The organism is Methanosphaera cuniculi (genome assembly GCF_003149675.1).
Taxonomy (GTDB): domain Archaea; phylum Methanobacteriota; class Methanobacteria; order Methanobacteriales; family Methanobacteriaceae; genus Methanosphaera; species Methanosphaera cuniculi.
This window is the reverse complement of sequence record NZ_LWMS01000020.1, coordinates 102,093-124,814: the sequence shown is the minus strand read 5'-3', so window position 1 is coordinate 124,814 and position 22,722 is coordinate 102,093. Positions and strand designations below refer to the sequence as shown.

Here is a 22,722-nt window from a genome sequence, read left to right as displayed (position 1 = left end):
TCCTTGCTTTTATTCTCTTTTTTTCATGCTCTTATTTTTTTTATAGTATATGATATTTATTCAATTTTCATATTATATTATGATATTTATTTTAATCAATGTTTATATGTGATTGTTTTTATAATATGTAGTATTATGAAGGAAATTCTTGAAAAACTTGTAAATGGTTCAATATCAATTACTGATGCTGAAGATAAGCTTAAAATTATGCAAATGCAAGAAATAGGTGAACATGTTAAATTTGATGATAGAAGATCAGAACGTACTGGAGTTCCTGAGGCTATTTATGCACAAGGAAAAACAGATGATGATCTCATTAATCTAATTAATAATATTAAAATACCTCACAATCTAATGATAACAAGATTACCACAAGATAGATATAAAAAGATACAACCACAATTAAATGATAGCATTATTGAAAATGCAACATATTATAAGGATGCATCTATATTAACCATTAATAAATTCCCAATAGAACAACATAAAGGTCGTGTAGGAATCATAACAGCAGGAACAGCAGACATACCAATAGCTCAGGAAGCCAACATAACAATAAAACAAGAAGGAATTGAAACAATCACAACATATGATGTGGGAGTAGCAGGAATACACCGCTTAGTTGATAAACTAGCATACCTACTAGATCAACAAATAGACATAATCATAGTAGTAGCAGGAATGGAAGGAGCACTACCATCAGTCATTGGAGGACTTGTAGATGTACCAATAGTAGCAGTACCAACATCAACTGGATATGGAGTGGGTGAAAAAGGATTCACAGCACTATTTTCAATGCTACAATCATGTGCACCAGGAATATCAACAATGAACATAGATAATGGATATGGAGCAGGAGTATATGCAATAAAAATGATAAAACACCTAGAAAAACGCATAAAACAAGAACTTGAAAAACAAAAGTAAACTAAAAAAAATATACTCTATAACTTCTTTTTTTTAACTCTTTTTATAAAAAAAATATATTATTAATACTTTTTAATGTATTTTAAAATTAGAAAAAATATTATCACTAAAAAAAAAGTTCAGTTCTATTAAAAATTAGCTTTTATATAAAAAGAATGTTGAATTTAAATTAAAAGTTTATTTATAAAAAAATTAGTAATGTATAAAAAGTTTTTAAAAGTGGGGTCACTGGGATTTGAACCCAGATCCTAGGATTTCTCTTGTCTCAGCACTCCAATTGATCATCATCATTAATATAATTCAGCTTGCGCACTATCTTCAAAGACAACTGGAGTCCCAGATGATGCCTGGTTACACTATAACCCCATTAACTAGTGCTAAGACAGATTTCCGAAAATTATAAATTTTTCTTTGAAATCTAAGGTTATTCATATATTTATAAAAACTTCTATTTATACTTTTATAAGATTCAAACTTTAAAAAATATTTTTTTAATCTTAAGTAAAATCGTTTAAATTCTAAAAAGAAATGTTTATATTTTTATTTTTAAAAAAAAGTAAAAAAATGATGGATGGTTAAAATAAATAACTATTGTATTTATTTACTTATTTTTCGGTTTAATAATTATTTCATCTGCTGTTATTTGTGGTGGTATTGTATTTGAATATTCACCTATTGTATATACATCTACCCTTGATCCTGTTGTTAAATCTTTCATATAGGCTTTGCTTCGCTGGTTGTCCTTATTTTCCTTGTATAATTTTGTCTTTTTTGTAATTATAACCGAAATATTTGATGTTTCATTTTTATGATCATCAAGATATATTGTTCCTATTGTTTGATTTGTAACATTTGCAATAGATGTTGTATTTCCTACAATATCACCAGATAGATCTGGTAATTGTTGCATTGTTGCTGTGTAGGTTCCATATACAACTCCTGCTAGTACAATTAGTATTATAATTGCTTTTAAAGGACTTACTTTCATATAATTTATTACCTTAATATTTTTTTTAGTATAATTATATTTTTGTTTTTTAGTATTAATATTTCTTTATATAATTTTTATTCTAGGTCTTCTACATAAGTTGCATAGAATCCATCTGTATCTGCATATATTGGTTTAAAACCATATTCTTCAGATTTTGCCATTGCATCTTGAATGTATTCTCGTCCCCATGCTGTTATTGCTGCTGCACATTCTTTTTTATACCAACGGAAACGTGTATATCCATAAGCTCCAAACATTGAGTTGGCAAGTCTTTTAAGTCCTTGTTGTTCATAGTCATAGGCTTTTTTATCTTCTGGTATTGTTGTTATTTTCATTTTTTGTTTTATTTTTTGTCTTTCATCAAGTATATTTCCCATAATTGATGGTATGAATCCAAATGGTTGTTTTAAGAATTTATACCCATTTTCAGGACATGTATAATAGTCATTCTCATCATATTTTGATGTATCATCTACTATTGTATCTGGTGATATATTTTTAGATATTATAATTGATGGATACAAACTTTTAAAATCTAGATATGCAATATGTTCAAATAATCCTTTTTCTGGTTCTTTTACATATCCTCCAGTTATACTTTTATCTGCTCGTCTTTCTGTATATTCTGTGGAAGTTGGCTTATTTGGTATTATATTATTTTGTTCATATGCACAGTCTATCAAATACCATTCAACCATTTGTCCTGTTGTCATACGTGATATATCAAAAAGTGGTTGTCCTACAAGACGTGTTTGTGCTACAGGTAGTGGTGTAATTTTATCTGCTATCATTACAGTTGTGTGAGCATCATCTTTTGAATATTCAAATAATTCTACTAGTCGTTCATCATCAGAATCCCAGTATTCAAATATTTTCTCACCTTCAACATCAACTTTTTCTTCACCAAATAATTCCTCATATACTCGTTCAAGTGTATAATGATCAAGATTCATAGTTTGACGTACTAGTGGATATAAATCAACATGTGTATATCCTTTTATTTGTGCTGCTGTATTTATTCCACGATTTATGAATTTAATAGAACTATTATCCATTCCAAGTTCTAGTTTTATTTTAAGTTTATCACAACGTTTTTTAATGTATGGTAAATCAAAGTTATCTGAATTATACCCAACTAGTATGTCAGGATTTTCTTTGTGTATAATTTCAGCAAAACGATAAAGCATATCTTCTTCTGTTTTACATGTTTCTACATAACTAAGTTCTGATTTTTTAGTTGATAATACAATGTCACGTCCTTCATTTGATGTCATACTCATCATAATTATTGGATCATGTTCTGGTGTTGGCATACCTTCTTTGTTATATACTTCAATATCAAAACTTAGTATTTTCATACTTTTTGGAGCTTTATGTGTATCTATTGGATCTTGTGTCATCTGAAATAGTGTGATATTAGAATTTACATCTTCATTTTCATCTACATCTATAATTTCACCTGTTATTTCTATGATATTTGTAGGTTTAATTTGTTTATCAATCAGATATCTACGATAAAATGGAATGTCATATTCACGAATTTGTTTTACTGATGGTAGATTTTTAATTGTATCACGTATCTTTGGTACATCTTGCGGATGTTTTAGTATTATTTTTATAAATTCACGTTTTATTCCAATATCTATTTTTTCTTCAAGTTCAATATTTTCTATTCCCATTTCTTTTAGACTAATAATACATGCTTCATAATCATATGGTAGTATGTACATGTATGGCTTAAATGTTTTATCTATTGCAATAATAGGTGTGTGAGTTTCTGCATCTTGTCCAAATAGTCTTATTACGGGTTTTTCATTTTCTGTAATATAATCAATGTCATTAACAACAATACTCTTTTTTTGCATAATAGGTCTATATTTATCAAGATTAAATATTAAAAGTTTATATTAAAATACTATTATAAATATATGAATAATAACTAAAAGAAAAAAAAATTCAATTTATATTAAAATAATAAAAAAAATATTTATTAGAGAATCTGATGAAAATGTTACACTTTAGAAAATTAAATGAAAATGATGATATTGATATGGTAGCATCATGGATATATAGTACTGATCATTTCTTATTTGACTTATTGTTTGATAATGATAGAATCAGAGCAACAACAGGAATTACACGTTTAATTAACAGTAGTTATATTAATCCATATCATAGAAAGTTTATAACAGTGATTTATGATGAAGATTCTCCTATAAAAGGTGTATGTGTAGGATTTAAAGGATCTGAAATATCATTACGTGAAACATTTAAGGCAATGCGAGATACAACATGTACAAATCTACCACGAATAGTTCAAAATGCTGTGCTAAGTGAAATATTTGCATCTAAGATAAGATCTAAAGATTATTATATTGGTAATTTATATGTTGATCCAATGTATCGTGGAGAAAGTCTTGGAACAAAACTTGTTGAGAAGTCAAAACAAATTGCAAGTCAATCAAATTGTAATGCTGTTTTACTTGATGTTGAATATGATAAACCATATCTTCTTGACTTTTATAAAAAACTAGGATTTAAACGTGATAGTAAAAATTATCACCGCTTACTTGGTAAAACATATGGATGTTATGGTCTTAAATTTGATCTACAAAATCTTAAAGATGGACAAATAAACTAAAAAAAACTTAATATGAGGTTATTTAAATGGATAGTGTAGGAAATATAAAAATTATACCAGGAAAAAATCGTGATTCAAATGTATATATAATAGATGATATACTAATTGACCCTGGAAGTGGAGAAACACTAGAATATGTAATAGATGAAATACAAAAAAGTGGTATGTCAATGGATGATATAAATAAAATTGTAAATACACATAACCACTTTGATCATATGGGAGCAGATAAATACTTACAAGATACCTATGGCTATGAAATATATATGCATCCTCTAGATATAAAAACAGTAGAAGATAAAGATGATGATGCACTTGTTGCTTCTTCATTTGGAATGCAAGTACCTGATCTTGACATTAAACCATTAAATGAAGGTGATAAAATAGGTGATTTTGAAGTAATTCATACACCTGGTCATACTCGTGGTGGAATATGTCTTTTTGATGGTGAAAATCTTATAAGTGGAGATACAATCTTTTCAGGTGGAAACTTTGGACGTACTGATCTTCCAACTGGAAATCTTGAAGATATGAAAGATTCAATAGAAAAACTATCAAAACTTGATGTATCAAATCTATTTCCTGGTCATGGACCTTATGCAATAACTGCAGTTTCAGATCAGCTTAAGCTTGCATTAATGTTAGCATCAAGTCTATAAAAAAAAATTAGTATTTAATAAAAAAATCGAAGGAATGATGATAAGAAAAAAAAGAAGTTATTAAATTCTTCTTTTTATATAAATTATTCTTTTTTTTTACATAATTGAATCAATGAATCTACGTGTTTTACAAAATATTTTTTTAATCTTTTTAAAGTAGCTTTTTTTAACAAGTAATGTTATTACATCACCTTCTTCTAGAATAATATCATTTTGAGCTATTAATTCTTGATCAGTACTTTTTTTGAAACATTGCATTATTATAAAGTTTTTATCAGGACTTATATCACCAATTTTTTTTCCAATAATTTTCTTAGATGATACTGGTATTTCTACAATTTCATATGATTCTTTTCCTGTTGATGGAAGTTCTACAATGTTATTTGTACTTGTTATAAGTTTTAATATACTTATACATGTTGTAAGTTCTGGACTTACTACTTCACTTAGTCCAAGTCTTTTAAACATTTTAATGTGTGATGGATTTTCTGTTCTTGATATTACTTTTGTTACTCCATATTCTTGAGCAATAATTCCTATTAGTAGATTTATTTCATCTGTACTTGTTGCAACTACTATTATATCTGCTGTTTGTATTCCTGCTTTTTCAAGTATTTTACGGTTAGTTGCATTTCCTTTTACAATTCGTACATCTTTAAAGACATCTTTTATTTTCTCAAGTCTTTTTTCATTATCATCTACTATTGTAATATTATAATTGCTTCGTTTACGTAGTCTGATGATAAGTCCATTTCCTACATGTCCTCCTCCGACAATTATTATATTTTTTGGTTCATCATCAAAGATTCTTTCATTTTGTGTATGTAGTCTTTCATGTTTTAAATCAAATGAATTTTTATTATTTGCTGGAGTAAATACCTTGTTTTCTTCTTCATTGAAGTTTTGATATTTATCTAGAAGATCCTCATCTTCATGATCCATGTATGTTTCTTTCATTATTCCCAGGTTTCCTTTAAGTTTTTTCTTATTAATTTGTAATCAATTATGTAAATTCTTTCTACATTTTATATTGTTTATTTTTTTATCATATATAATATTATTATGAATATTAACTTTTAATATAGAAATTATATATAATATATAGTATTAAATAATAATCCTCTTATTTAATAGTATGTGGGGAATATTATTATTTATATAGAATAATAGAAAGTAATCTCAATTTTTAGATTTTTTCAATAAAATAAGAAAGAATTATGGGGATTATTTTTTTTATTATAAAAAGGAAATAAAATTTATGAATTATAAACGAGTATTTGCTTTATTATCACTAGGAATTGTAATTCTTGCTATAATGATATACTTTGTAGGACCTGGTGAAATACTTAAAGCATTAGAAACAGCAGATCCTTTCTATGTTCTAGTTGCAATAATAATTCAGATTGTTGTATTAATTTTACTTACAGCATGTTGGGGAGTTGTTGCATCAAGTCTTGATATAAAGTATAAGAAAATACCTTTATTTGCAATGGAATTACTAGGACTTGCAATTAATAACTTAACACCTAGTGGTCGTGCAGGTGGTGAACCAGTACGTGCATATCTTCTAAGTAAATATTCAGGTACACCATTTAAAAAAACATTTGCAACAGTAATGGGAGATAAATTATTTGACACATTCCCATTTGCAGCACTAGCAATTATTGCAATGATATACTTGATATTTACAATAAGACTAAGCTTTACAGTTACAGCTACACTTATTGGTGTTTTAATTCTATTTGTTCTACTGCTTGGTTTCATTATTTATATTTGTATAAATGAAAGCTTTGCTGTAAGATCAATTAAGTGGGTATTTAGACAGGTACGTAAAATAACAAAACGTGACTTGGATAATTATGAAAAAACAACACTTGAACAAGTATCAGGATTTCAAGATAGTTTAAGATATTTAATGGCAAATAAAAGAGTATTTTTCCTTGCTGTTTTAATATCATGTGGAGCATGGCTTCTTGAAGTTGTACGTGTATATGTAGTATTTCTAGCTTTTGGAACAGATGTATCTTTAGGATTAATTGCATCAGTATTTTTAATATCAACACTAGTTGGAATGATACCAACTCTTCCAGGAGGAGTAGGTGCAATTGATGGTATAATGATTCTTGTTTATTCTATAGCTGGAATTCCATCATTTATAAGTACAGCAGCAACACTTATTGAACGTCTTATATCATACTGGCTTGTATCTTTCATGGGACTTGCAACATTACCATACTTTGGTACAGGAGTACTTGATGAAGTATCAATATCTGAATCTGAACAAACAGAAGAAGAACTCTATGAAGAACAACTAGATGATGAAGAAACAAAGAAACTAGAAGATAACAAATCAAACTAATAAAAGAAAATATTTATACAATAATATCACCTCCTTTTTTTAATAATTATTTTTAAAAAAAAATAACAAATCATCACCTTACTTTTTAATTTGTAAATTTATAATTAATTAGAACTTTCAGATAATAAATTTAATTTTTTTTATAAAAAAAACTTGAATATGAGGTAATACAATGGAAAATAAAGAAATAATAATAGATGACACATATGCTGAAGCATTTAAAACAAAAGCAGCTCATCTTCTTATAACAGCAACAACAAAACAACTAGCACACATAGCAGCTACAGAAGCAACAGGATTTGCAACATCATTCATAGGTTGTGGAGCAGAAGCTGGAATTGATCAATACATACCACCAGAAAAAACACCAGATAATAGACCAGGTTATTCAATAATAATCTGTCAAAACAAAACAGAAGATCTAGAAGAACAACTCCTTGAACGTATAGGACAATGTGTTCTAACAGCACCAACAACAGCAGTATACAACTTAATTGAAGAATCTGATAAACAAACAAATCTAGGATTTAAATTATCATTCTTTGCAGATGGATATCAAACATCATATGATGAAAATGATAAAACCTACTATAAAATACCTGTAATGTCAGGAGACTTCATAATTGAAGAAAACTTTGGAATAACAAATGCTGTTGCTGGAGGAAATCTATTTATCATGGCAAAAACACAACAAACAGCACTACTTGCAGCACAAGCAGCAGTTGAAGCAATAGCAAATATATCCGGAGTAATAACACCTTTCCCTGGAGGAATAGTAGCATCAGGATCAAAAGTAGGATCAAAAAAATATAAATTCATGAATGCAACAACAAATGAACAATTCTGTCCAACACTAAAAGATGAAATAGATGATTCACAACTTCCAGAAGATGTAAATGGAGTATATGAAATAGTATTTGATGCACTAAATGAAGATATTATAAATGAAGCAACACAAAAAGCGATAGATGCAATAAAAACAGTGCCTGATGTTGTTAAAATATCAGCAGGAAACTATGGTGGAAACCTAGGTAAATATAAAATAAACCTAATAAAACAATAAAAAAAATCATAATACTATTTTTTTTTAATCTAAAATTCATCACCTCCCCTTCCTTTTTTTTTAATTTTTAATTTAAAAAAATAATAGAAAAAACTTATTATATACACATTTTATATCTTATAAATATCATATTAAAAAAAAACTAAAAATATAGTGGGGATAATAAATGAAAAATGTATTAACACCAATACAAATGAGTGTGGTAGATAAAAACACAGCATACAATGGTATACCAACACTAGTTTTAATGGAAAATGCAGGATCACAAATTGCAAACTACATAAAAGAAAACTATCCTAATCATAAAAAAATATCAATATATGTAGGATCAGGAGGAAATGGTGGAGATGGACTTGTAGTAGCACGTCATCTTTTAAATTATGGATATAAAATACGATTGTTTATTCTATTTGATCCAAGAAATATCAAACATCCAGATACACAACTAAATTATGCTGCAATAGAAAAAATAGCACAAGCAGATGGAAACCTTAAATTATATAAAATACGTGATTCAACACAACTAAAACCAGATAATAGTGATATAATAATTGATGCAATACTTGGAACAGGTGTACGATCAAAACTAAGAGAACCAATATCAAAAGCAGTAGATACAATAAACTACTCACCTGCAATAGTAATATCAGTAGATATACCAACAGGATTAAATCCAACAGATGGAAGTACACCAGATAAACAGGTAATACCACAAACTACACTAACACTTCATAAAAAGAAAACAGGACTAATAAAAGCACAAAAAACATACACAGGAGATGTAGTAGTACTTGATATTGGAATACCAAAAATATCAGAACTCTACACAGGATTAGGTGATCTTCTTAAAATACATAAACCAAAACCAGATTCACATAAAAATCAGAATGGATCCATACTAATTATTGGATCAAATAAAGATTACATTGGAGCTGTAGTATTTGCAGCAACAGCAGCACTAACACAACATGTAGATCTTGTTTATATTGTAGTACCTGAAAAATCAGCACCAATCATCAAACAATATAATCCAGAATTCATAGTACGAAGTACACCAGGTGATACACTTACAGATGAAAGCTATGATATGATATCAGATCTAATTGAAAAAGTTGATGCAATACTTATAGGATCAGGATCAGGAGTAGATGTAAGAACTGGTAAATTATTTAATCATATTATAAAAAGTGTAGATAAACCAGTAGTAATAGATGCTGATGCACTAAAACTTGTAGATATTGAAAATACACGAAATAAGAAAGTTATAATAACACCTCATGTACATGAATTTATGACATTTACAGATGAAAAACTACCTGATATGATGGATGAAAAAATAGAATTACTACAAAAACTCTCAGATGAATACAACCTGACAATACTACTTAAAGGTGTAGTTGATATAATAACAACACAAAAAGATTATAAATTAAATAATACTGGTAATGCAGGTATGACTATGGGTGGAACTGGTGATATACTAGCAGGTTTAACATGTGCACTTGTTACAAAAACAGATTCATTATTTGATGCAGCATCAATAGCAGCCTTTATAATAGGATATGCAGCAGATAAAGCACAAAAAGAACATGGAGATTACTATAGTATTGATGATATTTTTAATAATATTAAAAAAATAGAAGGTATATAATTACCTAAAAATATTTCTTCTATTTTTTTTTATCTAAGCTATAAGTGATAATAGTATTAACAGTAGTACTCCCGGAACTCCACCAAATCCTGAAATTACTACTGTAAGTAGATTAATTGGAATAAAAATACCAGGTATTAGATTTGCAATAAATAATAAAATCCATCCACCAAGCAAGTATCCTAGTATTTTAAGAATTGTACCACCATATTTAAAGATAATTTTTAATGCAATAATAATAACTAGAAGAGCTATTAAAAATTGTAGTATTTCATAAAACATTTAAATGGTAAACCTCCTTTTTTTGTATTTTTTTTAATCTTAATTTTATTTATTTTATTATTTCATCCTATATTTTAAAGTATTTTTTATTTTTCATGTATTAATTAAGGTTATATTTTTATGTTCTTTTTAATAGATTGGATATTATATAATATATATTTTTTATTTTGACTTAAAAAAAAAGTAGATTATTATTTTATAATACATAGGATGTGTAAATTGTGGGTTCATTAAAATATGTGGTATTTAATACCGAAATTGGTGAAGTCGCTCTTATCTGGGATGGTGATAATGATGTTATTAAACAAGTTATTCTTCCTGATGAAAGTGGTAAATATAACTACTCAAAAAATAATTTCTCAGGAGTACTCCTTGAGGAAAATTTATCAGATTATATTATGAGTATTATTGAGGGAATTAAAGATGTTGTAAGGGGTGTTGAGGTTAACTTTAATGATGTTGAGCTTGATTTTTCAGATTTAACAGATTTTCAACAAAAAGTTCTTGAAAAACAACTTGAAATTCCATATCAACATGTGGTAACCTATAAGATGCTTGCTCATTTAATTGGTAAAGATAAAAGTGCAAGACCTGTTGCTAATGCTTTAGCTTCAAATCCATTTCCACTTATAATTCCATGTCATAGAACTGTTCGTGCTGATTGGCATGTTGGTGGTTATAATGGTACATCTGATGGTAGTGTTAAGAAGTTTCTTTTAGAACGTGAAAATGTTCAGTTTGATAAGGATGTTGTTAAAAAACGCTACCGGTTAACTTATGATAATTTAAGACCTTCTATGAGTGTTTTATGATTCACTCATAATATCTTTTTTTTTAAACATGAATTTATTATAATTGTGATACTTTTAAGTTAAATCTACATAAGTTATAAGTTATAATAGAATAAGTTCTTAATTATAATACATAATTTAACATATAATTACTAAAAAAATAAAGTTATTCTAAAAATAAATTTTAGGGAGGAGAAGTAAATAAGTTATCTTATTTAAAAATCGTTTGAGTACAAATATTTTTTTTTAAGTCTTATATTTTTTCATCTTCATCAAGAGCAAGTCTCATTGTATCTGAATCTTGTGGCATGTAGTAGAGGAAGTCTTCTGCTGCACGTCTTACATCTGATGATCCGATAATGTAACGTCCTGCAATGATGATATCTGCTCCATTTTCTAGTGCTGTTGTTACTTTTTCTGGAGTTACTCCACCTGCAACAGCGATAAGTCCACGTTCACCGAGTAATGATTTAATTTCTTTAATATTACCCCATTCGGATTGTTGTTCATTATCATTATCACGCATTGTTTCAGAATCAATATTTCTGTGTAATAATACTATATTTGGTTTAAGTTTGAGTTGTTCAAGTTTAGCTGGTATGTCTGATACATTCATCATATCAAGGATTGAGTAAATTCCTTGTTTTTGACATTCATGTATTGCTTTTTCTATTGATTCGTTTGTTCCAAGTCCTGATATTGCTACTGCATCAGCTGTTTCATCTGCTGCCATTTTAACTTCTACACGACCAACATCGAGTGTTTTAAGATCAGCAATGATGAATGCTCCAGGTCTTTCTTCACGGATTTTACTTATAATTTCTACACCGAATTTTTTAACTAGTGGTGTTCCTGCTTCTATAAGTATTCTTTCACGTTTTGGAAGTGCTTGGATAATACTTCTCATTTTATCTTCATTATCAAGATCTAATGCTACTTGTAAGTAAGGTGGGTTCCATAATTTCATAGCTTTGAATCCCATTATTGGGTGTGTTCCACGGTCTTTTTCTGCTAATACTTTATCAACAGATGGATAGTTTTCAAGTGCTCTTTTTATTGCAAGTTTTGTTGCACCATAGTTGTATTGGTATATTTTACGGTAGTCTTTTGCTGATGGGTCAATGAATACATTTACCATAAGTACTATATCATCTACAATATCTTTTGGTATAATTTCTTCTTCTACTGCATCTGCTACTGCTCGTCCTACTGCTGTTTGTGCAGGACCAAAGATTTTACTTGCATCATCAAGGTTTTGTACTGTTACTTTTGGTATAATTAGTGTTGCTGGTTTTGTTGCAAGGTTTGGTCTAATTACAGCAAGTAATGGTGTGTGTCCTACAGACATGCTTGCCATATTTGTTGCAAATGCTGTACCTACAGGTCCTTTTTTATCTCCAATAAGTAAGTCAATATGTGCAAGTTCTGGTCCATCTCCGATTAATGCTTCTCCTATTTCATACATAATATTTTATTCTCCAAAATAATTCCTAAAAAATTTTCTTTTTATTATTAAATTAAATTATTCTATAAAAATTTATTATATCTTCTCTTTTTTTATTCATATAATAGCAGATTACATCATAATATCTTTGATTTTCTACTATATCCAAAAAAAAGTTGATATTATAATATTATATTAGTATCTTATTAATTATTAAATTAATGTTTAATATTAAAAAGAAATTATTAACCTTATGAAAATAAATAATAAATAAAAGAATGTTTAATAATTAATTTACCACAACACCCTATTAGTTTTAAGGAAAGATGAGAAAAATGAAAATAGATACACATATTCACAGTAAATACTCAAAAGACTCAATAATGCCACTAGAAGATATTATAAGATGTAGTCGTGAAAAAAACTTAAAAGCTATTGCAATATCAGATCATGATGAAATTGGAGCAATAGAAGCTATAAAAGATGTAGAACATGATGGAATAATTGTAATACCAGCAGAAGAGGTAAGTACATCAGAAGGACATATTGTAGCACTTGGAATTACAGAATACATAAAACCACTCCAGACACCTGAGGAGACAATTGACCAAATACATGATAATGGTGCTATAGCAATAGCAGCACACCCATACTGTTTTTATCGAAGTGGTGTAGGATCTATGGTAACAGGTCTTAATATTGATGCTATTGAAACACGAAATTCACGTTATATTTTAGGAGTTTCAAATTACAGAGCAAAGAAAACTTCAGAAAAATATGACATTCCACCAATAGGATCAAGTGATGCACACTTTATAGAAGGAATAGGAAGTTGTTATACACAAATACCAGAAGCTTATGATGTAGAAGAAATACTTAAATATATAAAAAAAGGAAAAACATCAGCACATGGAATAAGAACACCAATGAAAGCAATAATACGTGAAGTAATACGAAAAAAAGGACAAAGAACAAAGCCAAAAATAGAATAAAATAAGTTTAAATTTAAAAAAAATAGTCTAAGGGAAAAATAAGTTATATCTTACTTTTTTTTATCCCTCATTTTCAGAAATTAACTCTTTTTCATCATCATATAAATCTTCTTCTGATGGTGCATAGAATCTATCACCAATAATAGTTGGTATGATAGCACTAAGAATTAATACACCTGTAATAATACTATACTCTGTTGTTGTGATAAGATTATTAGTTTCACCATATAATGCTGCTACAAGACCAAATGTTAAACCAGTACTAAGAATTAATGTAATATAAATTTGATTCCTACTAAGAGCACGTCTAATGACAGGATATGCACCAATAAATTTTGCAACTTGACGTACAGCAAAAAGTGCAATAAACAAACTAAAAGCACTAAGAATAATAGGAATTGATACCTTAGTTCCACCAATAATAAAGAATATTGGAGTAATTACACTAAATACAACAATCTGAAGTCTTTCAATCATATTATTTTTATTATTTTCACTAAATGGTTTAGAAAGCAATGCTCCTAATAAAAATACTGGAAGTAATGCCTGTCCTCCTCCAAGAGTTGCAAAAAACATAAGTAAAATAATTAATAAAATCACATACTTAATTTCAATTTCATTACGTTGCATACTAAAAGTTTTACTTTCAAAAAGAACATCTGAAAACTTATAAGCAAATGCTAAAATAACAACAGATGCAATAATGAATATGAGTGTGTAAATATCTTGTTTCATAAATAAAACACTCAAAGTTAACGCTGTACAAACATTAATAATGAAAGTAGAACCCATAAGGATTGTACCCATATTCTTACCTGATAAACCATGATCAAGAATCACAGAATACACAATAGCAATAGATGTTTCAGATAAAGCAGTAGCTGTTAGTAAAGATGCAACAAAACCCCATCTAAATGAATAGTATGCAAATAAGAATACAAATATAAATGAAATTAAAAACGATCCAATACCAATACCAAGACATGTTTTAATATTACGACGAACAATATCAAAATCAATTTCAGTACCTGCAAGGAAAGTTAAAAGCATACCGCCAATACCAGCAATATAAACCATCCAAGATTCAGGCTGTAAAAGTCCAAGATTTCCTGCAATAATACCAAGAACAATCTCAATAACAGAAACAGAAAAACTCAACTTAACTGAAATAAAACTTGAAAGAAGAATTAAAACAGCAAGAACCAATGGAAAAAAATCTGCAACTACAATAAATAAAACCTCCCATTAAAATAAATGTTATCTAATTATTATTTATATTAAACATTATTATTAAAACTTTATACAGTAAGATAAGAAAATCTATAAAACATAATTAACTAGAAAAATATGGTTATTTAGGTTAAAATTTTAAAGATTTAATGAAAATAAAGAAATTTTACAAAAATACTATAAAAAAGAGAGGTGAGGATATGGATTTGAAAATTTCATGGTTATAACTATGAGTATTTTTCCAATTAAAGAAATGGATATTTTTTTTTCTCATGTATAAATTTTAAGTTCATATATGTGTTTATCTACTATTATGTGTGATGCATAAGTATTTTTATATCTTTTTTTTGGATAATCAAGTAGTGTTTTATTTCTAGTTGTATCTGTAAATGTATAATACTCTGCATATGTGTTTATTGTGTTGTTTATCTTTGATATTGTATCTGTTGTATTTATGTTGTTATCTGTTTTATATGATAATATACTAAGAATGTTTTCATCTTCATAGTTTGTATTTTTAAGTTCAACTAGTATGTCTGATGGTTTTATATATTTATCTTCTACTTCATAGACTACATGTTCATTGTCAAATATGTAGTATCCAAGTCCTATTAGTGTTGTTAATATTATTATTCCAATTAGTGCATCATATACTAGAAAGTATCCTTTTTCATTCATAACGTTTTCGTATTTCATCTACTATAAAATTCTTTTTATCTATGGCTTCACGTGTTTTTTCATCTATTATATGGGCTGATTCATCAAAGTTATTATCTGTTAGTTGGTCAATAATCTTTTTTATTGGCGTGTATGCTGATTCTCTGAATTTTGGTTTTAGAATTTCACTATTTCCATATTTATCTTCAATGCAAGTATATCCTGTATCTGTGATTTCACCAATAATATCAACTTTTATGTTTTCTGATCTTAACATTTTCATGATATTATCTGCTTCATTTTTATCTGCAATAATCATAACTGAATCAATTGAAACTCCTAGTGGATCTATTGCTAGATCTTCTAGCATTCCAAGTACGTGTGGATTTATAAGGTCTAATATTTTTTGTTTATATAATTTAATTCCAAGGTGTGTGGTTTTATTTATTTCATTTGTATCTCCGTTAATTCCACCATTTGTAATATCTGTCATTGCATGTATAACATCAGATTTAGGGTAGTTATTTAGTAGTTCTGCTGCTTTTATGAATTGTATATTCATGGTTTGTTCAATTACATCTGTATAATCATTATATATTGATGTTGTTGTAATTGTTCCTCCACCACAACCTTCTGTCATTAGTATTACATCACCAAGGCATGCTTCACTTCGTGCTGTTGGTTTATGATCTGATATTCCTACAGCTCCAACAGCTCCTGTTAGTCTATCTCCTAGTACCATATCTCCACCTATTCTTAGTGTACTTCCTGCTACTAGTGGTACATTTGTTAGTTCTGATACTGCACATATTCCTGCTGTAAAATCTAGTATTTTTCCAATATCTCCATCATCAGCTAGGTGTATGTCACTTATTAATGCTACTGGTGTTGCTCCCATTACACATACATCACGAAGTGTAGCTCGTGCTGTATGAAATCCTGCTAAGAAAGGATAATCACCAAGACGTGAATGTATTCCATCAATGGCTGTTGTAATATAATGTGTATCATCTACTTTTATTACTCCTCCATCATCTTGTGCTATTGGATCTACTAATGCATTGGTTTTTGTATTTTTGATTATTTCAGCTATTTTACTATGCACATAGAAGTCTCCTTCACCTCTAGATCCTACTCCAAATTCACCCATTTTAATGTTGGTATGTGGATATGTAAGAAGATGTTCTATATTTTCATGATTTAGATTTTGTGTGGTTATTATTTCATCTACTACTGTTTTACTTAGAAGTTCTGCTTTATCTTCAGGTATTTGTTTGTAGTGTATGATTATATCTTTTAGATTATCTATTAGTTCATCTTCATTTTTTTCATTTTTTAAGCTTGTTTTTATAAATTCTTCTATGTCCATAAGTATAAACTCACATATATTTTTTTTAGATAAAAAAAAGGGGTAGAGTAATTTTTTTTTTTAGTGTCTATATTATTTTTTTTGATAAATTATTCTTTTTTTTAAGATTATGTAGTATTTTTATTGTTAATATGATAAAAAAAGTTTTATTTATTTTAAAAAAAGTAAAAAGATAATAAAAAAAAAGGAGTAGTAATGAGGGAAATTAAAGTATTTTTTTTTATTCTATTGTATTTACAAATTTACGTAGAATATTTAATCCATCTTCTCCACTTTTTTCTGGGTGAAATTGTAGAGCATGGATATTATTTTTTCCTATTGCTACTGGTACTTTTATTCCATAATCTGTATAAGCTGTTATTATACTTGGATCTTCAGGTTCTATATAATATGAATGTACAAAGTACATATACTTATTATCTGCATCAGTAAGTAGACTTGTATTGTTCTTATCTGTTTGATTTACTGTTATTTGATTCCATCCCATATGTGGTATTTTATATTCATCTGGTAGTTTAAATCTCTTTGCTTCTCCTTTAAATATGTCAAGTCCTTTAACATCTGGTGTTTCTTCACTTCCTGTAAATAGCATTTGTAAACCAAGACATATTCCAAGTAGAGGTTTATCATCATGAATATGATCATATATGAGATCTTTATAGTTGATGAGATTTTCCATTACAGCTCCAAATGCTCCTACACCTGGTAGTATTAGTGCATCAGCATCACGTATCATATCTTTATCTGATGTTATGCTTACATCTGAACCTATTTTTTTAAATCCATTATATATACTTCTAAGATTTCCACTTCCATAATCTAACATTACAATGTTTTTACTAATAATAATCACCACTTATTATATGATATTATAGTGTTCGACTTACACGTTCATAGTCTTCTAAGTTTTTAAATGATTTGGTTGCATCAATTCCCATCTTGGTTGTTGTTCCATCAATTTCTGCTACTGGGTCAAGTGATGATCCTCGTGCTTTTGGTATTATAATTACATCATCATCTGCTTTAACACGTGTTGCTATTGCATATTCTACATCATTAGGATCAAATATGTCAATATCATCATCTACTATTACACAATGTTTTAGTGATGGATGTGCTGATAATGCTGCCATAAGTACGTTTTTAGCATCACCTTCAGTTTGTTTTTTAATTGATACTACAGCATGAAGCCAACAACATCCTCCTTCTGTTAGTACTACGTTTTGTACTGTTGGTAGTGTGTTTTTAACACTATTATATATTCTTGGTTCTTGTGGTAAACCTTGAAGTAGTTTATGTTCATTTCCAGCAGGTAGTATTGCATGATAATATGGATCATCTTTATAATGCATACGTGTTAATTTAATTACAGGTTCATCACGTATCTTATCATATGTATCAGTTAAATCAACAAATGGTCCTTCAGGTTTTCTTTCTTGTGGCATTATTTTACCTTCAAGTAGTATTTCACATTCTGGTGCTTGAATATCTACAGTTTCACAGTTAATAAGTCTAAGATTACCTTCTTTAAATGTGTTTGCAACTTCAAGTTCATTATCATTTATTGATATGCTTGTTGTACTTGCAAGTAGTACTGATGGATCAAGTCCTATTGCTATTGCTACTTCTAGTGGTTCATTTAATTCTTCTGCCTTTTTATAGTAGGTGTATAGATTTCTTGGTACTATTCTTATTCCTAGTTCATCTTTTGAATCTACTACCATTCGGTGTATTGATGCATTGGTTTGCTTGGTTTCAGGATCTTTTGCTATTACTACTCCTGCTGTTATGTATTTTCCCATATCTTCTGGGTAGTATTTGAGTATTGGTATTTTACTTAGATCTGCAGGTTCATTATTTGGGTATACTTCATCATAGTTTACTACTGTTTCAATTGGTGTTGGATTATTTGTTGCATTTATTATGGTTTGTGTTAGTTCATCTACTGTTGTATTTACAGATTTTGCTATTTTATTTCTAGTATTACATATTCCTGATATTATGTTCATATCTGAGTTTTTTATGTTTGTAAATATTACTGTGTCTGTTGGGTGTTGTTTTAGGATTTTGGTTATTTCATATTCTGTTGATACTTCATCATCTATTTCTATTATATTTTCCGTATCTACTTGGTCAATTAGGCGTGTCATAATTTATCTCCTTTTTATTATAAAACTTCTTTATTCATAGTAGTTGTTTCTATGTAGGGAGTTTGTAAATTTGTTTAATGCTTCTTTTATATTTTCATCATATATTGATAGTATACGTGCTGCATATAATGCTGCATTTTCACCTGCATTTAATCCCATTGTTGCTGTTGGAACACCTGGTGGCATTTGTACCATTGATAGGAGTGAGTCTATTCCCTTAATGTGACTGCTACATGGTACTCCTATTACAGGTTTGGTTGTGAGTGATACTATTGCACCTGATAGTACTGTTGATAGGTTAGATACTACAATGTATAATTCTACTTGATTATTTACATCTTTTATGTATTTTTCAAGTTTTCCAGGTGTTCTAGTGGCTGATATTACTTTATATTGGCTTTTTATATCGAGTGTGTCGAGTGTTTGTGTTATTTTATGTACTATTTCCATGTTTGAATAGTTTCCAGATAGTATTAATACACGAGTGTCACTGTCAAGTTCTAGTTTTTTATCAATTACTTCTGGTGGATGTTCTACTCTTTTTGTTCTTTGGTAGTGTTTTCCTGCTATTTTTGATATTACATCATCTTCTGCTATTTGCATTTTTTCATCATAGCCTTTTCGTACATTTATTAGTTCTTGTTGTACATCTTTATCATTACATGCAATTATCTGACATGCTAGCCATGCTGCATTATCTCCACGGTCTATTCCCATTGTTGCTACTGGTGTTCCTAGTTGCATTTCTGTACTTGCAAGTAGTGCATCTATTCCTTCCATACTTCCATTTACTGGTACTGCTATTACTGGTTTTGTTGTATAGGATGCTATTACACCAGGAAGGTGTGCTGCTAGTCCAGCAATTGCTATGAATACTTCTACTTCATCACTACAATTAAGTACCACATCTTTTATTCTATCATGTGTTCTGTGTGCTGATGCTACACGTAAATCATAGTTTATATTCATATCTTCTAATACATTTACAGCTTTTTGTGCAATTTTATAATCTGATCCACTTCCGAGTATGATCATTACTTTTGTTTGAATACTAAAAATCCCCCAAAAAATTATTATTATTTTTTTTTTATCAAATATGTTTTGTATATTATATAATATTGTTTTTTATATTATTTTTACTTTATTTTTTATAAAACAATGATGTGGTTGTATTTTTTTATAATAAAAATAAATACTTTATATGATAATCAATATAATATTTAAATATTAAGATAAAAACCAGTTAAAGTTAATAATTATATAATATAATTCATTAATGGAATATGAAAAATATTTTTTTTTAAATAGAGTGGAAAATTGATTATTTATTAGGGAGTTTTGGATATTGAATTTCTTACCAGAATGTGTTCTAATATTACTTACCATGTTATTTTTCCTAGGTTTTGGAGGAAAACCTAAGAAGTATCATAATGTTTCTGTTATAATTCCAGCATTTAATGAGGAAAAATCAATAGAACATGTAATTAATGTGGTAAAATCTATTAGTAGCATAAATCAGATAATTGTAGTTGATGATGGATCGGATGATAGTACATATGATATTGTCTCACATATCCCGGGTGTATTATTACTTCATCATAAACATAATAAGGGAAAAGGATCTGCTATGAATACAGGTCTTAAAAAGGTTGATAATGATGTAATTCTTTTCCTGGATGCTGATTTATGTGAAATTAGTAAAAAACAGGTAGAAGCAATAATTAATCCAATTCTTAATGGTGATGCTGATATTACAAAAACTAAATTTAAAAGAGCAGCAGGGCGTGTAACTGAACTTACAGCTAAACCATTACTTCAATTTTTCTTCCCAGAACTAGGTTTTGATCAACCTTTAAGTGGACAGTTTGCAACAACTAAGAAGTTTATTGATACAATTGATCTTGAAAATGATTATGGTGTTGATATAGGAATAATACTAGATGCTGAAGCTCAGGGTCTTAAGATTGTAGAAGTTGATATAGGATCAATTGTACATGATCATTCAACACTCAAAGAACTTAATCTTATGGCTAATGAGGTTGTACGTACAATTGTTGATCGTGCAATAAATTATGGTCGTCTTACAATGGTGGATGATCTTGGTAATTCTATACGTATGGAGATTATGGGATTATCACTTATTACATTTGGAATTTTTGGTATATTTTTCATAAAATTTATGAATTTAATAGTATCTGTTGCAATTATAGTAATAGGTCTGATAATATCAATATATTATATTGTGCGTATTATTAAAATGTCAATACGTGTATATCGTCAGAGTAATCTTTCATCACGTGAGATGATTGTTGTATTTATGAAAACACATTTTCCAATAATAATATCAATAATCATATTACTATTTATATCAGCATCACTTCTTGGATCTGTTAGTATATCATCAAATCAGATATCAATAGAACCTATAAGTAAAAATATGATAATTCCAACATCAAGTCATTCAAATCAGAGTGTAGATATACGAGGACCATATATTATATCTAATGCTCTTGAAAATGAACAAAATCTAATACGACTTCCAACGTCGGCTCTTAATACGTTGCAAGCTAATTATGGAGATTATATTTATATAAATGATGAAAGATATCAGCTGGAACAATCAGTAAATCGAGAAAATGACTTAATACGTATACCATCAGATGCACGTGAAGCACTAGATGTAGAACCTGATACAACAATACGTGATTCAGATTTAAAATCAGAATTTGATGGAGCATATCTTGTTCATAATATTGACATAAATGATATGTCAAATGAAACAATAAACAATACAACTAATGTTAATCTTAACACAACAAATATGAGTGTTGGAACATATCTAACAGATGATTCAACTGATGAAATGGTATTAACAGTATATATTAATAATACAGAAATTGGAAAAACAACAGCATCAATAGAAGAGAATGCTACATATTCAATATATATAAATGGACAAATAGAAGATAATCTGAAAATAAATACAACCACAAATGGATCTGTATTTAACATGACATATGATAATAACACCATAGTTAATGTAACAATGGAATCTACAAATTCAACTTCAAATGTGAAGTTTGCAAATGATCAATCATATGTTAAATTCCTTAACATCCATATAAATGATACAAGTGACTAAAAATTTTATTAATTTTTTTCACTTAATAAAAATTTATTTTTTTTTCTCTTTTTTTTCATATAAAATAAGTTTAAAATTTAAAGATAGTAGATTAAATGAAAGGAAAATAAAAATATAACTATTATAATTTAGAATAAAATTACTAATTATTATAATCTGATATTAAATCCCTTTCTTTTGTTATGTCATCATTATTATATACTTTTTCTAGAATGAAATATTTAAAAGCATATTATGAAAAAAGATGATAAAACCTAAAAAACTAGTAAAAACTTTATAATTTAATGAATTAATAAAAATAAATTTAAAAAAATTAAATATAATATGAGATAAAGAATATGATTCATACAATAAACTAAAATCACATAAGAAAG

General features: G+C 28.1%; 20 protein-coding genes and 1 tRNA gene. 9 read left to right on the top strand and 12 right to left on the bottom strand.

Annotated features, from left to right (window positions below):
- Positions 1-135 precede the first annotated feature (135 nt).
- Positions 136-927, top strand: a complete 792-nt coding sequence (larB, locus tag MSCUN_RS03970; RefSeq protein WP_095607918.1) for a nickel pincer cofactor biosynthesis protein LarB — start codon at positions 136-138, stop codon at positions 925-927.
- A gap of 220 nt (positions 928-1,147) precedes the next feature.
- Here the strand turns inward: larB and MSCUN_RS03965 are convergent.
- The 3 genes from MSCUN_RS03965 to MSCUN_RS03955 form a co-directional block, all read right to left on the bottom strand.
- Positions 1,148-1,293 (bottom strand) — tRNA-Trp (locus MSCUN_RS03965).
- Positions 1,294-1,528: 235 nt separating this feature from the next.
- A complete protein-coding gene (locus MSCUN_RS03960; RefSeq protein WP_095607917.1) occupies positions 1,529-1,915 on the bottom strand; it encodes a hypothetical protein in 387 nt (128 codons plus the stop codon).
- 77 nt (positions 1,916-1,992) lie between these two features.
- Entirely contained in the window at positions 1,993-3,783 is a 1,791-nt protein-coding gene (locus MSCUN_RS03955) for a DNA-directed DNA polymerase (protein ID WP_095607916.1), read from the bottom strand.
- Positions 3,784-3,926: 143 nt separating this feature from the next.
- On the opposite strand from MSCUN_RS03955, the gene MSCUN_RS03950 reads away from it, so the two are divergent.
- A complete protein-coding gene (locus MSCUN_RS03950) occupies positions 3,927-4,559 on the top strand; it encodes a GNAT family N-acetyltransferase (protein WP_170104039.1) in 633 nt (210 codons plus the stop codon).
- Between the two features lie 26 nt (positions 4,560-4,585).
- Positions 4,586-5,218, top strand: coding sequence for an MBL fold metallo-hydrolase (locus MSCUN_RS03945; protein WP_095607914.1), 633 nt, complete (start codon positions 4,586-4,588; stop codon positions 5,216-5,218).
- A 96-nt stretch (positions 5,219-5,314) separates the two neighbouring features.
- On the opposite strand, the gene MSCUN_RS03940 is transcribed toward MSCUN_RS03945, so the two are convergent.
- A complete protein-coding gene (locus MSCUN_RS03940) occupies positions 5,315-6,175 on the bottom strand; it encodes a potassium channel family protein (protein ID WP_095607913.1) in 861 nt (286 codons plus the stop codon).
- A gap of 301 nt (positions 6,176-6,476) precedes the next feature.
- Between MSCUN_RS03940 and MSCUN_RS03935 the strand changes: the two genes are divergently transcribed.
- The 3 genes from MSCUN_RS03935 to MSCUN_RS03925 all read left to right on the top strand — a co-directional run bounded on the left by MSCUN_RS03935 (position 6,477) and on the right by MSCUN_RS03925 (position 10,291).
- Entirely contained in the window at positions 6,477-7,577 is a 1,101-nt protein-coding gene (locus MSCUN_RS03935; protein ID WP_095607912.1) for a UPF0104 family protein, read from the top strand.
- Positions 7,578-7,749: 172 nt separating this feature from the next.
- A complete protein-coding gene (fhcD, locus tag MSCUN_RS03930) occupies positions 7,750-8,640 on the top strand; it encodes a formylmethanofuran--tetrahydromethanopterin N-formyltransferase (protein WP_095607911.1) in 891 nt (296 codons plus the stop codon).
- Positions 8,641-8,806: 166 nt separating this feature from the next.
- Positions 8,807-10,291, top strand: a complete 1,485-nt coding sequence (locus MSCUN_RS03925; protein WP_095607910.1) for an NAD(P)H-hydrate dehydratase — start codon at positions 8,807-8,809, stop codon at positions 10,289-10,291.
- Positions 10,292-10,324: 33 nt separating this feature from the next.
- Here MSCUN_RS03925 and MSCUN_RS03920 read toward each other — a convergent pair whose 3' ends face one another.
- Entirely contained in the window at positions 10,325-10,573 is a 249-nt protein-coding gene (locus MSCUN_RS03920) for a pro-sigmaK processing inhibitor BofA family protein (protein WP_095607909.1), read from the bottom strand.
- Positions 10,574-10,812: 239 nt separating this feature from the next.
- On the opposite strand from MSCUN_RS03920, the gene MSCUN_RS03915 reads away from it, so the two are divergent.
- Entirely contained in the window at positions 10,813-11,385 is a 573-nt protein-coding gene (locus MSCUN_RS03915; RefSeq protein WP_143744841.1) for a methylated-DNA--[protein]-cysteine S-methyltransferase, read from the top strand.
- A gap of 232 nt (positions 11,386-11,617) precedes the next feature.
- Here MSCUN_RS03915 and MSCUN_RS03910 read toward each other — a convergent pair whose 3' ends face one another.
- Positions 11,618-12,829: a bifunctional 5,6,7,8-tetrahydromethanopterin hydro-lyase/3-hexulose-6-phosphate synthase gene (locus tag MSCUN_RS03910; RefSeq protein WP_095607907.1), complete on the bottom strand. Its 1,212-nt coding sequence runs from the start codon at positions 12,827-12,829 to the stop codon at positions 11,618-11,620.
- Between the two features lie 314 nt (positions 12,830-13,143).
- Here MSCUN_RS03910 and MSCUN_RS03905 point away from each other — a divergent pair, with 314 nt between their 5' ends.
- Entirely contained in the window at positions 13,144-13,800 is a 657-nt protein-coding gene (locus MSCUN_RS03905) for a PHP domain-containing protein (RefSeq protein WP_095607906.1), read from the top strand.
- Between the two features lie 60 nt (positions 13,801-13,860).
- On the opposite strand, the gene MSCUN_RS03900 is transcribed toward MSCUN_RS03905, so the two are convergent.
- The 6 genes from MSCUN_RS03900 to purE all read right to left on the bottom strand — a co-directional run bounded on the left by MSCUN_RS03900 (position 13,861) and on the right by purE (position 20,241).
- Complete coding sequence (locus MSCUN_RS03900) at positions 13,861-15,006, bottom strand: cation:proton antiporter (protein ID WP_245837613.1); 1,146 nt, start codon at positions 15,004-15,006, stop codon at positions 13,861-13,863.
- A 294-nt stretch (positions 15,007-15,300) separates the two neighbouring features.
- Positions 15,301-15,726, bottom strand: a complete 426-nt coding sequence (locus MSCUN_RS03895) for a hypothetical protein (protein WP_143744840.1) — start codon at positions 15,724-15,726, stop codon at positions 15,301-15,303.
- Positions 15,701-17,056, bottom strand: a complete 1,356-nt coding sequence (locus MSCUN_RS03890) for an AIR synthase-related protein (protein ID WP_095607903.1) — start codon at positions 17,054-17,056, stop codon at positions 15,701-15,703. Before MSCUN_RS03890 ends, MSCUN_RS03895 begins: the two co-directional genes overlap by 26 nt.
- Before the next feature lie 220 nt (positions 17,057-17,276).
- On the bottom strand, positions 17,277-17,882 hold the full coding sequence (gene hisH / locus MSCUN_RS03885; protein WP_095607902.1) for an imidazole glycerol phosphate synthase subunit HisH: 606 nt from the start codon (positions 17,880-17,882) through the stop codon (positions 17,277-17,279).
- A gap of 43 nt (positions 17,883-17,925) precedes the next feature.
- On the bottom strand, positions 17,926-19,206 hold the full coding sequence (locus MSCUN_RS03880; protein WP_095607901.1) for a UbiD family decarboxylase: 1,281 nt from the start codon (positions 19,204-19,206) through the stop codon (positions 17,926-17,928).
- 30 nt (positions 19,207-19,236) lie between these two features.
- Positions 19,237-20,241, bottom strand: coding sequence for a 5-(carboxyamino)imidazole ribonucleotide mutase (purE, locus tag MSCUN_RS03875; protein WP_245837612.1), 1,005 nt, complete (start codon positions 20,239-20,241; stop codon positions 19,237-19,239).
- Positions 20,242-20,551: 310 nt separating this feature from the next.
- Here purE and MSCUN_RS03870 point away from each other — a divergent pair, with 310 nt between their 5' ends.
- A complete protein-coding gene (locus MSCUN_RS03870) occupies positions 20,552-22,348 on the top strand; it encodes a glycosyltransferase (protein ID WP_095607899.1) in 1,797 nt (598 codons plus the stop codon).
- Positions 22,349-22,722 lie beyond the last annotated feature (374 nt).